The organism is Herbaspirillum hiltneri N3, from assembly GCF_001267925.1.
Taxonomy (GTDB): Bacteria; Pseudomonadota; Gammaproteobacteria; order Burkholderiales; family Burkholderiaceae_D; genus Herbaspirillum; species Herbaspirillum hiltneri.
The window spans coordinates 1,035,221-1,047,431 of sequence record NZ_CP011409.1 but is presented as its reverse complement, the minus strand read 5'-3'; the positions used below and the strand labels follow the sequence as shown (position 1 = coordinate 1,047,431).

General features: G+C 59.1%; 10 protein-coding genes and 1 pseudogene. 2 read left to right on the top strand and 9 right to left on the bottom strand.

The window, feature by feature from the left end; translation table 11 throughout:
- The first annotated feature begins 42 nt into the window (after positions 1-42).
- Entirely contained in the window at positions 43-1,275 is a 1,233-nt protein-coding gene (locus F506_RS04740) for an HlyD family efflux transporter periplasmic adaptor subunit (protein ID WP_053195572.1), read from the top strand.
- 13 nt (positions 1,276-1,288) lie between these two features.
- On the top strand, positions 1,289-2,827 hold the full coding sequence (locus F506_RS04735; RefSeq protein ID WP_053195571.1) for a DHA2 family efflux MFS transporter permease subunit: 1,539 nt from the start codon (positions 1,289-1,291) through the stop codon (positions 2,825-2,827).
- Positions 2,828-2,941: 114 nt separating this feature from the next.
- Here the strand turns inward: F506_RS04735 and F506_RS23615 are convergent.
- From F506_RS23615 to F506_RS04710, 9 genes and pseudogenes are all read right to left on the bottom strand, one after another.
- A pseudogene (locus tag F506_RS23615) lies at positions 2,942-3,355 on the bottom strand (integrase core domain-containing protein); the annotation flags it as partial.
- 81 nt (positions 3,356-3,436) lie between these two features.
- On the bottom strand, positions 3,437-3,925 hold the full coding sequence (locus F506_RS22545) for an Lcl C-terminal domain-containing protein (RefSeq protein WP_158443113.1): 489 nt from the start codon (positions 3,923-3,925) through the stop codon (positions 3,437-3,439).
- The gene (locus F506_RS23000) at positions 3,909-4,481 is read right to left on the bottom strand and encodes a hypothetical protein (protein ID WP_144423996.1); all 573 of its coding nucleotides are present in this window, start codon (positions 4,479-4,481) and stop codon (positions 3,909-3,911) included. The genes F506_RS22545 and F506_RS23000 overlap by 17 nt, the downstream gene beginning before the upstream one ends.
- Positions 4,426-5,037: a hypothetical protein gene (locus F506_RS22540; protein ID WP_235471380.1), complete on the bottom strand. Its 612-nt coding sequence runs from the start codon at positions 5,035-5,037 to the stop codon at positions 4,426-4,428. The genes F506_RS23000 and F506_RS22540 overlap by 56 nt, the downstream gene beginning before the upstream one ends.
- Entirely contained in the window at positions 4,976-5,566 is a 591-nt protein-coding gene (locus F506_RS04730) for a PAAR domain-containing protein (RefSeq protein ID WP_053195570.1), read from the bottom strand. The genes F506_RS22540 and F506_RS04730 overlap by 62 nt, the downstream gene beginning before the upstream one ends.
- Positions 5,563-5,994, bottom strand: a complete 432-nt coding sequence (locus tag F506_RS04725; RefSeq protein ID WP_053195569.1) for a PAAR domain-containing protein — start codon at positions 5,992-5,994, stop codon at positions 5,563-5,565. The genes F506_RS04730 and F506_RS04725 overlap by 4 nt, the downstream gene beginning before the upstream one ends.
- A gap of 208 nt (positions 5,995-6,202) precedes the next feature.
- Positions 6,203-7,624 (bottom strand): efflux transporter outer membrane subunit, encoded by a 1,422-nt coding sequence (locus F506_RS04720; protein ID WP_407638221.1) that lies wholly within the window; start codon positions 7,622-7,624, stop codon positions 6,203-6,205.
- Positions 7,625-7,641: 17 nt separating this feature from the next.
- Positions 7,642-8,901, bottom strand: coding sequence for an efflux RND transporter periplasmic adaptor subunit (locus F506_RS04715; RefSeq protein WP_053195567.1), 1,260 nt, complete (start codon positions 8,899-8,901; stop codon positions 7,642-7,644).
- 16 nt (positions 8,902-8,917) lie between these two features.
- Positions 8,918-12,160 (bottom strand): efflux RND transporter permease subunit, encoded by a 3,243-nt coding sequence (locus F506_RS04710; RefSeq protein ID WP_053195566.1) that lies wholly within the window; start codon positions 12,158-12,160, stop codon positions 8,918-8,920.
- Positions 12,161-12,211: the final 51 nt, after the last annotated feature.

Below are 12,211 nucleotides of genomic sequence, written 5' to 3'. Positions count from 1 at the left end.
ACCGACTCCATACAGACAGATATACCTACGAAGGAAAACGCCATGTCGCACAGTGATTCCCAAGCCATTCAAACTATCGCCACCACCAATGACGGCGCCGACGTTGCCGGCAACGCGCCCGGCAAGCGCAAGAAGCTGTTCACCATCTTCGCCGGCGTGGTCGCCGTGGCCGCCATCGGTTACGGCACCTATTGGTACTTCATCGGTTCGCGTTACGTGAGCACCGACAACGCCTATACCGCAGTGGAGATCTCGCAGGTCACGCCGGCCGTCAACGGCATCGTCTCCGAAGTCAAGGTGGTCGACACGCAATACGTTCACCAGGGCGACGTGCTGGTCGTGATCGACAGTCGCGATGCCACGCTGGCGCTGGCGCAAGCCGAGGCCGATCTGGGCCGCGCCGAGCGCCGCGTGCAGAGCTATTTCGCCAACGACACCGGTTTTGTCGCGCAGGTGCAGGCGCGCGAAGCCGAACAGAAGCGCTCCGCCGCGCAACTGCTGTCGGCGCAGGCCGACCTGCAACGCGCCGAGCTCGACCTGCGTCGCCGCGAAGCGCTGGAAAAATCCGGCTCGGTCTCGGGTGAAGAACTGACCAACGCGCGCACCACCTTGCTCACCATGCAGGCCAACCTGAAAGCCGCCGAAGCCGGCAAGATCCAGGCCGACGCCAACCGCAACGCCACCGTCGGCGCGCAAAAAGCCAGCACCGTGCTGACCGCCAACACCACCGTCGACACCAATCCGGAAGTCACGCTGGCGCGCGCCAAGCGCGACCAGGCCAAGCTGGACCTGGAGCGCACCGTCTTGCGCGCACCGGTGGAAGGCGTGATCGCCCGTCGCCAGGTGCAGGTCGGCCAGCGCGTACAGGCCGGCACCGCCTTGCTGTCGGTGGTGCCGACACGCTCCATGCACGTCGACGCCAACTTCAAGGAAGGTCAGCTGTCGCAAGTCCACCTGGGCCAGCCGGTGACGATGAAGGCCGACATCTACGGCAGCGCGATTGAATATCACGGCACCGTGGTCGGCGTGGCCGGCGGCACCGGTTCCGCATTCGCTGTCATTCCAGCGCAGAACGCCACCGGCAACTGGATCAAGGTGGTGCAACGCCTGCCGGTGCGCATCTCGATCGACCGCAAGGAACTGGCCGAGATGCCGCTGAGCGTGGGCCTGTCGATGGATGTCTCGATCGATACGCGCGGCAAGAGCGGCCAGGGAAGCAACAGCGCCGAAAACACGGCGATGAATTCATCCGCAGCGAAATCCCCGACTCTGTAATCAGGCGGCAACCATGTCATCCCAATTTTCCGATGCATCGCTGAAGCCGCTGGAGGGCGCACAGCTGATCGGCGCAGGCCTGTTGCTGGCCGCAGCCAACTTCATCGCGGTGCTCGACACGACCATCGCCAACGTGTCCGTGTCGACCATCTCGGGCGCGCTCGGCGCATCGTCGAGCCAGGGCACCTACGTCATCACCTCGTATGCGGTGGCCGAGGCGATTACCGTGCCGCTGACCGGCTGGCTGGCCAATCGCTTTGGCACGGTGCGCGTGTTCATCACGTCGATGATTCTGTTCGGCGTGTTCTCGGCGCTGTGCGGACTGGCCAATTCGCTGGGCATGCTGATCGCCTTCCGCGTGTTGCAAGGACTTGCCGGCGGGCCGCTGATGCCGCTGTCGCAAACCCTGCTGCTGCGCATTTTCCCCAAGGAGAAAGCGCCCGCCGCAGTCGGCCTGTGGGCCATGACCACGCTGATCGCACCGATCGCCGGCCCGATCCTGGGCGGCGTGCTGTGCGACCAGTACAGCTGGCCCTACATCTTCTTCATCAACGTGCCGGTGGCGCTGATCTGCGGCTACATGGGCTGGAAGATGCTCAAGCGCTACGAGTCGCCGCTGCTGAAACTGCCGATCGACAAGATTGGCCTGATCCTCATGATCGTCTGGGTCGCCGCGTTGCAACTGATGCTCGACGAAGGCAAGGAAAAAGACTGGTTCGCCTCCACCGAGATCGTGGTGCTGGCGCTGATCGCGGCGGCCGGCTTCATCGCCTTCATGATCTGGGAGCTGACCGAACGCAATCCTATCGTCGACCTGCGCGTGTTCCGCCATCGCGGCTACACCGCCAGCGTCACCACGATCTGCCTGGCGTTCGGCGCGTTCTTCGGCGCCACCGTGCTGACGCCATTATGGCTGCAGGGCTACATGGGCTACACCGCGACGCACTCGGGCGAGACCACCGCGCTGACGGGTATCCTCGCAGTACTGACGGCGCCGTTCGTGGCCAAACTGTCGACCAAGGTCGATCCGCGCAAGCTGGTATTCATCGGTGTCATGTGGCTCGGCGCGGTAACGCTGTTCCGCAGCTTCAATACCACCGACATGAGCAACTTCCAGATCGGCTGGCCGCTGCTGATGCTGGGTATCGGGCTACCGCTGTTCTTCGTGCCGCTGACCGGCCTGGCGCTGAGCAGCGTGGAGGAATCCGAGACCGCGTCGGCGGCCGGCCTGATGAGTTTTTGCCGCACCATGTCGGGCGCCATCGCCACCTCGCTGGTCAACACCAGCTGGGAGAACAAGTCGATCTACTACCACGCGGAACTGGCCGGCATGGTCGATCAGTTCGGCGACGTCAGCAACACCCTGACGCAGGCGGGCATGTCGCTCGACCAGGCGCGCGCCAACATTGAGCAGATGTTGCAGTCGCAGAGCATCATGCTGTCGACCAATCACATCTTCATGATGGCGGCGATTTCGTTCGGCCTGGCGGCCGCAGCGGTGTGGTTTGCACCGAAGCCGACGCGGGTGGCGGATACATCGGCGGCGCATTGATCCGGTGCCGAGAAAAAAGGATCTGACTGTGGGCAAGCAACGACATGGAGAGAATCGACTGCGTTTTTCAACAAGCGTAATCGCGATGTAGGCAGGCTTTCGTATCTATTCAATTCAATTTTTAAGAGGGGAGGATGTAAAAAATAATCTACGAGGATTTGAGGTCATATCTAAAAGATAGGCTCGAGGAGGAGCCTTTTCCATCGGACGGCTCAATGCTATGCATAGATAGCGTTTTTGTTTGTATTCCAAGCGCGACCAGTCAGCTAATAGATCCAACTTCAAGACAATAGCGTTGTAGTTTGCCTCAGCTTCAGCCGGAGGTATATAGCCGATGGACTCCAGTAGTCGATGATGGTTGAACCAGGCCACCCATTCAAGCGTAGCCAGTTCAACGGATTCCCTGGTTTTCCAGGGGCCGCGACGATGAATCAATTCAGCCTTGTACAAACCATTGATGGTTTCAGCCAACGCGTTGTCATAGCTGTCGCCACGGCTGCCAACCGACGGGGCAATGCCACCTCCCGCGTAGTCGCCAGAATTTATTTTTCGACAAAGAGTCGGAGCAATTTTTTTGAGGCTACCAACGTTGGCAGTAGGTCGAAATTTTTATTTAAAAATAGAATTAACTTGCACAAGCCGAACAAAAAACTTTTCATTCAAAAAATCGTAATCTCCGTAATATCTATCGGTAGACCCGGTATTAAAGTCGGCGTACCAAGCACTTGACTCGTCAACTTGTTCACTCGACCAATAAAGTTTCTTTCTCTTGCTATTCATTGGAAACACCGTTGTATCAATTTTTATGAGAAGACCAGAAGAGAAAAAGAGAGAGTCCAGTTCGCTCTTTGTTGGTACTCTCCAATTAGCATTAGAGAGTTTTTGCGCTGCTTTGAATGTGTACCCTTTTGGACTTCCTTTGCATTTGCCTGATGGCAACCATTTTTGGCCGACACTGCAACGTGCCCATGTCAGTTTTGTTTGCGTATCAAATACAAACGCTCCGTATAATTTATAACGTCCAGTAATCGCTACCGATTCAGCCTTTGCAAAAGAAAAGGTGATTATTAGAAATAGAAAACTAAAAATTTTCGGCACAGGTCGGTTCCACATCGTATCCAAAATAATAATAGAGATGTTCTTCGACTATATTATTTTTTATCCCCAATAAATGCATACCCTCACTACTGGTGCATGTCTTCAACGTAAAATTTACCCGGTCACCTATCTTTGATACTTCGTTATTTTTCTCGGAAAAGGCACGTACTTTTCCGAGCACCGCGATTCCTAAAAATAGAGAGGACTTATCGATTCTATTTTTTGGAGTAACCAAATATTTATATATTTTTCCTTCGGATTTATAGTCAGATACGGGGTTCTGTTTAGTAATAACAAGCTTGCGAATATGAGCTTCCATACAGCATTTTTCTTTTCCGTCATTATCTCGATATTGAAACTGCAGAAGATCATTTCTTTGCATTTTTTTCAAAGTGTAGAGATAAATTTTTTTGTCGCTTTCTATGCTAATGAAACCACTATCTTCTGATGCGATGGTATAGGCAGAGCATAAGGCCAGAGACAAAAATATCGCAATTTTATTAACTCCCATTATCAGACCAGTGCGGTTTATCTGACGCCAATTTATAAACTCCATAAGAAGCTCCTACTTCATGTAAATCTTTATTCATATTATTTCTGGGAGTGCTTTTTATTTCGACCGTATCTCCACTATTATCAATAATATTTAGATCGCCAGTCCAGGAAAGTGAAATATCCATTGCCGCTCTCGCAGTATGTCGCGACACTAACGCGGGTGGAAAAACAATCTGGTATCCATTGGCCATTGCTTTTGCGGCACTTTTAGATTCTTCATCGGTAGAGTGAACCCACTCTATGCCCACTCCCTCCATTTTTGGAACATCAGCAGCTTTTATCGTTCCTCTAGCGACGGCTGATGAGTAGTGCATTAAATAGGCTCGTTCTTTAGGTCGATAAGTAGCAATCATGCCAACGCTTGCTCCCGCAGCCCTCAAAGCAGAAATAAAAGCATTCGCTTTTTCTCTAAACGGCGAAACCAAATCCGTCGTACTACTACTCCCAGGAAAACGACTTACCCACTGTGCACCACTCAGTTCTCTTTCAGGAATTCTAACAATGACAGGCGTCGTGTCCGAGGCAGGGGTCAATCTGTGTCGTGCTGCTGTTGCCATAATAAGGAACCTCTATTCTGGTGATAAGGGCTGCATCATTGCTGACCAGTTTTGTAAAGCCGTTGGCATCGGTCGTACCGATGATTTCTTGACCGTTTTCCAGCTTGATTTTGTAGGGGATATTTCCAAGCGGTTTATCCGTTTTATCCCCGCGAATCTGGAAGTGCAGGTCGAATTTTTCTTCGGTATTTTCTGTCGATAATGTGTTTTGTGCCCGGAATCCTTGGGCAGTTACTTCTTCTGCCGTCATCATCTGCCAATCATTATCCTGATAAGCGATCATTTTTGGCGCGGGCCTGCAGTCACAGACACAGATGTCGTCATTGAGGGCTGGATGTTGTCCCATCCAGTTGTCATTCAGGCGCGGGCCCTGTCCAACGACCGTGCCGATCTTCTTGCACGCCGGGCAGTAGACCTTATCGTCAAGCATGATGTACTTGCGACCATGCCAGGTCGAGTGGCCTTGCGACGCTATCGGTTTCCCACCGGATGAGGTCTTGTCACCTTCGAAAATGTAGAAGCGCTTCATGTCAGCGAGGCTTCCAAAGCGGGTGGTACGTATCCCTCTTCGAGGAAGCCGGGGATGGGTGGCATGCCTGCTCGAATAACTATGCCGTAGCCTTTCTGGCTACTGGTTTCGATTACGTCGCCATTGCTGACATGACTCCCCTCGACGGCAAGGCACTTTCCGTCATAGATCGACGCAGCACCCGCGCCTGAGGTGATGGCGGCAATTTCCCCATTCGGGTAGTGCACCTCATCGCCGACTAACGCCACCGAAATACCATGAATTGTTCGGCCTGAGGTGGCGGTATGCACTACGCCGCCATTCTTGGTTTTTGAACCTAAAGTGATGAAATCATGCTTCCTAATGATGGGTAACGCTTTTATTCGCTGATTTTCTTCAATCCACCAAATCGTGTCTGGATCAGTTACTTCGATTCCGTCGTACAGCATACGTGCCTCTCCGTCTTTGGTTGTCGAATTAGCATGTTAGTCGTGTAAAAGTTTCCGGCAAGCTCTCATGCCGATCGGTTAAAACAAAAAAGCGCCGCTACGAAACTATTCGGAGCGGCGCCTCTTATTTTTACGACTCTTATCACTTCAAGAAACGATTGCGTTTAACTGATCGGCATTGGGCCGAGGCCCCCGTTTTATCCGCCGGCTATTTCCGTGCGACCTGCGCATCCGGCCAATCGCCGCCCAAGGCCTTGATCAGGAACACCGAGGTCAGCATGCGCTGGCCCAGCAACTGCGCGGCCTGGCGTTCGCTGTTGAGCAGCGACTGCTGCGCCGAGATCACGTCGAGGTAAGTCGATACACCGCCTTCATAGCGGCTGTTGGCGAGATCGAGTACGCGGCGCGCGCTGACGATGGCCGCCTGCGCCTGCGCGTAAGCGCGGTCCAGTGCGGCGACGCCGGTGATGCCGTCTTCCACTTCCTGCATCGCGGTCAGCACGACGCGCCGGTAAGACGCCACCGATGCTTCATAGCCGCCCTTGGCGAAATCGACGTTGGCGCTGATGCGGCCGCCGTCAAAAATGGTCTGCGCCAGCGACACGCCGAGCGACCACACCACGCTGGGCGCATTGAACAAGGTATCGATATTGCGGCTGTCGACGCCATACGACGGCGCCAGCATGATACTGGGATAGAACGCCGCCTTGGCCACGCCGATCTGGGCATTGGCAGCGGCCATGGCGCGTTCCGCCGAGGCGATGTCGGGACGGCGTTCCAGCAGATCCGACGGTACCCCCAACGGCACTGCGGGCGGCGTCATCGGCACCAGTTCCGGCGCCAGCGAAAACAGCGGCGCCGGCGTGCCGACCAGCGTGGCGATGGCGTGTTCGTATTGCGCGCGCGATTTGCGCAGCACGTCGACCTGGGTCAGCGTGGTGTCGAGCAGCGCCTGCTGCTGAGCGACGTCGAGGCCGGAAGTGGCGCCGAGGTCATGACGCGAAGTCGCCAGTTCCAATGCCTTGCGTTGCAGCGCAATCGAGCGCGACAGCACATCGAGTTCGACGTCCAGCTCGCGCAGGTTGAAATAATTGCCGGCCAGGTCGGCGCTCAGCAGCAGCCGTGTGTTCTCGAAATCGGCGGCCGACTGTTGCGACGAAGCGCGCGCGCCTTCGACGTTGCGCTGTACGCGACCGGCCAGATCGACTTCGTAGCTGGCGTTCAGGCCCAGCGCAAAATCGTTTTGCACCGTGGCGAAGTTGGGAGAGTTGTAATTGGTCAGCGGACGATTGCCTGCGATGCGCAGGCGCGACGCGCGCGTGCTGACGCCGACCTGCGGATACATGCCGGCCGATGCGGCGTTGGCGGTAGCGCGCGCCTGCGTCAGGCGTGCAGCGGCGATGGCGAGCGTCTGGTTACCGTCGATCGCTTGCTGCTGCAAGGCGTTCAGTCTGGCGTCGCCGAAGCGCTCCCACCACGGCCCCTTGGCTTGATCATCGCTGGGTGTGCCTTGCCGCCACGGAGTATCGAGCTGCCAGGTCACCGGCATCTCGACGTCGGGCTTGCGATAGTCGGGACCGGCGGCGCAACCGGCCAGTGCAATGACGACTGCCGCAACAGAAACCGCCATGACTAATGGTCGCTGCATCACGACTTGGCCTTTTCTGGCGCAGGTTTGCCGTCCTTGTTCTTCGGTGCAGCGGTGTCGGCCGCGACCGCGACTTCATCGCCTTCTGCCACCGAGTCCGACGGATTGAGGATCAGGCGCTCATCGCCGGTGATGCCGTCGAGCACTTCCACGGTCTGGCCGAAGTTGCGGCCGATCTGCACGCGCTTGAGACGGATCTTGTTGCCGGCGTCGACTGCCGCCACCATCGTGCCTTCACGACGGAACAGCAAGACATCGGTGGATACCACCAGCGCACCGCTCGGCTTGAGCGGCAGGGCAACCTGCACAAAGGCGCCCGGCATCAGCGCGCCGTCGGGATTGGGCAGCGACACCTCGACCTGCATAGTACGTGTGGCGGTGTCGATCGAAGCGGCGGTGCGTGCCACCTTGCCGTCGAATTTCTGGCCGCGCAATTCGGTTTGCGTGACGACCACTTTCTGGCCCTGCTTGACCAGGTTGGAATACGACTGCGGGACGTTGATGTACACGCGCAGCGGATCGGTCTGCGACAGCAGGAACAGCGCGCGCGCCGTGCCGCCGCCGGCGCCCGGATCGACCAGGTCGCCGACGTCGACATTGCGGCGCGTGATCACGCCGGCGAACGGTGCGACGATACGCTTGAAGCCTTCCACCTGGCGCAGGCGTTCGACGTTGGCGTCGGCGGCGGCAAGGTTGGAACGCGCCTGCGAATAGCCGCTCCGGCGCTCATCGAGTTCCTGCTGCGAGACAGCGTCCTTCTTGCGCAGCGCCTCCCAGCGATCGACGGTGCTCTTGGCCAGCTCGAGACTGGACGCGGCCTGCTGGCGCGCGGCCACGGCCTGCGACAGCTGCTGGTCGATTTCCGGCGTGTCGAGCTCGGCCAGCAGCTCGCCCTTTTCGACGCGGGCGCCGATGTCCTTGTACCAGCGTTTCAGGTAGCCGCCGGCGCGTGCCGAGATCGGCGACTGCACATAACCTTGCAAGGTGCCGGGCAACGACAGCGTCTGGCTGGCGTCGCTGCTCTTGGCGATGGCGGTCTTGACGTATTGCCTGGCGCGCTCGGCGGTGCCGGCTTCCAGTTCTCGTGCGTTGAACACGCGGCTGATTACCGTGCGCGCAGCGCCGGCGGCCAGCAGCACCAGCACGATGATGACGATGAGACGGGTGCGGCGCACGATTTGCCGGCGCTTCAGCAGCTCTCCAGCCTCGCCCGGATCGAGGGGGTGGATGCCGAGTTGGGAATGACGTTCTTGCGACATTGCTTCAAATCTCCTGTTACGGCTGCTGAGGCTGAGGCGGCTGGTCGGCCGGTCCGTGCCCGTGTTGCCGGCGCGCTTCTTGGCGGCGCGCCAGCCGTTGGTGAACGCCCGCGAAAACGACGGGGACGAAAAATAAGGTCGAGACGGTGGCGAAGATCAGGCCGCCGATCACGGCGCGTCCGAGCGGCGCATTCTGTTCCGCGCCCTCGCCCAGGCCGAGCGCCATCGGGATCATGCCGATGATCATCGCCAGCGCCGTCATCAGCACCGGCCGGATGCGCGTGGCGCCGGATTCGAGCGCGGCGGCCAGCGGCGTGGCGCCCTCTTCGCGGCGCTGGCGTGCAAACGAGACGATCAGGATACTGTTGGCGGTCGCCACCCCCATGGTCATGATGGCCCCGGTCAGCGCCGGCACCGACAAGGTGGTGCCGGTGATGAACAGCATCCAGGCGATGCCCGCCAGCGCGGCAGGCAGCGCAGCAATGATGATCGCCGCGTCTATCCACGACTGGAAGTTCACCACCACCAGCAGGTAGACCAGCACGATCGCCATCGCCAGGCCGACGCCCAGGCCGATGAACGAGGACTGCATGGTCTGCACCTGGCCGCGTATGACGATCTGGCTGCCGCGCGGCAGCTTGGGACGCATTTCCGCGACCAGCTTCTCGACCTTGCCGGCGACGCTGGCCAGGTCGGTGCCTTGCACGCTGACATAGATGTCGATGGCCGGCAGGATGTTGTAGCGCGAAGAAATCGCTTGCTGGCGGGCCGGCTTCACTTCCACCAGATTGCCCAGCAGTTGCGTATTGACGGGCGCGCCCGTCACAGCGGCGCCGGCGCCGGCGCCGCCGCCCGCACCGACCGGGATGTTGAGCAGCGCGTCGAGCGAATCGACACGGTACTGCGGCGACTGCACGGCGATGTTATAGACCACGCCGTTCTGCGGATTGAGCCAGAAGGCCGGCGTCGTCTGCGAGCTGCCGGACAATGCGATGAGTACGTTCTGGCCGACGTTGGCGGCGGACAGGCCGAACTGCTGCAGGCGTGTGCGATCCATCTGCATGTCCAGCGCCGGGCCGTCGAGGCGCTGATGCACGTGGGCGTCGACCGCACCGGGGATCTGGCGGATCTGCTTGGTCAGCTGGGCGGCCAGCTCGGCGTTCTGCTGCAGGTTGGGACCGGTGAATTGCACGTCGATCGCGGCGGGCAAACCGAAGTTCAAAATCTGCGTGACGATGTCGGCCGGCTGGAAAAAGAACTCGATGCCGGGGAAGCGTTTGGGCAATTCCGCGCGCAGCATGCTGACCAGTTTCTCCGTCGGCCGATGCCCTTCGTGCAGCGACATCAGGATTTCGCCGTCGAGCGTGCCGATGGTGCCGGCATTGCTGTAAGAGAGATTGATGCCGCTGTTCGGCACGCCGATGTTGTCGAGGATGGTTTCCAGTTCATCGGCCGGGATCATTTCGCGGATGGCCGCCTCCACCTGATCGGCGGCGCGCGCGGTTTCCTCGATGCGGGTGCCGGTCGGCATGCGCATGTGCAGGCGAATCTGGCCGCCGTCGACGTTGGGGAAGAAGTCGCGGCCGAGGAAGGGATACAGCAGGCAGGACAATACGCAGAAACCGAGGAAAGCCAGCGCGAAGCGGCGCCGGTGCGACAGCAGCGACGACAGCACCAGCGTATAGGCGCGGCGCACGTGTTCGAAACGGCTGTCGAAGCCGCGGTACAGTCGTTGCAGCAGGCTCGGTTTGCCGCCGCCGGTGTCACCTTGCGCCCCGTGGACGCCGCCCATCAGCAGCATCACCAGCGTCGGCACCAGCGTGCGCGAAAGGATATACGACGCCGCCATCGCGAACACCACCGCTTCGGCCAGCGGCACGAACAGGAAACGCGCCACGCCCGACAGGAAGAACATCGGCACGAACACGATGCAAATACATACTGTCGAGACAAAGGCCGGCACGCCGATTTCGCCGGCGCCGACAATGATGGCGTCGTGCAGCGGCTTGCCCATGTGTATGTGCCGCTCGATGTTTTCAATCGTCACGATGGCCTGGTCGACCAGGATGCCGACCGAGAGCGCAAGCCCCCCCAGCGTCATCAGGTTGAGCGTCTCCCCGAGCATATAGAGGATCAGGATCGAGGCCAGGATGGACAACGGAATCGTCAGCGCGATGATCAGCGTGCTGCGCCAGTTGCCGAGGAACAGCAACACCATCGCCGCAGTCAGGCCGGCGGCGATGAGCGCTTCGGCGACGACGCCCTTGACCGCCGCCTTGACGAACAGCGACTGGTCGAACAGCGGCGTGATCTTGACGTCGGACGGCATGGTCTGCTGCGCTTGCGGCAACAGCGCGCGCAGGTTGTTGACGATGTCCAGCGTGGAGGCGCCGCCGTTCTTGAGTACCGACAGCAGCACCCCGCGCACGCCGTCCTGGCGCACCACGTTGGTCTGCGGCGAAAAGCCGTCACGCACGTAGGCGACATCCTTCAGGTAGGTGGTGGCGCCGTTGCTGGTGCGCACCGGCAAGTCATTGAGGCCGGCCACGGCTTCCGGCGAGCCGTTCATCTTGACCGTGTATTCGGTGGCGCCGAACTTGGCGGTGCCGGACGGCAGGATCAGGTTTTGCGTATTGACGGCGTTGACCACATCGACCGGCGACAGGCCGCGCGCCTGCAATGCCTGGGTGTCGAGGTCGACCGAGATCAGGCGGGTCTTGCCGCCGTAAGGGAACGGCACGGCCACGCCGGGAATGGTGATCAGTTGCGGCCGCAGCGTGTTGATGGCGGCATCGAACAGCGATTGCTCCGGCAGCGTCGGGCTCGACAGCGCCAGTTGCATGACCGGGATGCTGGATGCGGAATACTTGATCACCAGCGGCGGCGTGATGCCGGGCGGCAGCTGGCGCAGTTGCGACTGTACCGAGGCGACCGTCTGCGCAATGGCGTTCTGGATGTTGGCGGTCGGCTGGAAGAACACCTTGATCACGGCGACGCCGGCCAGCGATTGCGATTCGATGTGCTCGATGTCGCTGACTACGGTGGTCAGCCCGCGCTCATTCTGCGCGGCGATGCGCTGGCCCATTTCCTGCGCGGACAAGCCGTTGTAGTTCCAGATGATGCTGATGACCGGGATATTGATTTCCGGGAAGATGTCGGTCGCCATTTTCATGAGGACGAGCGGCGTGGACAGCACGATCAGCATCGCCATCACAATAAAGGTGTAGGGGCGACGCAGCGCCAACTCGACCATTGACATGTACTTTGGTTCCCTGAAGTAAGACTTTAATTATACTCAGAATAACTTCGC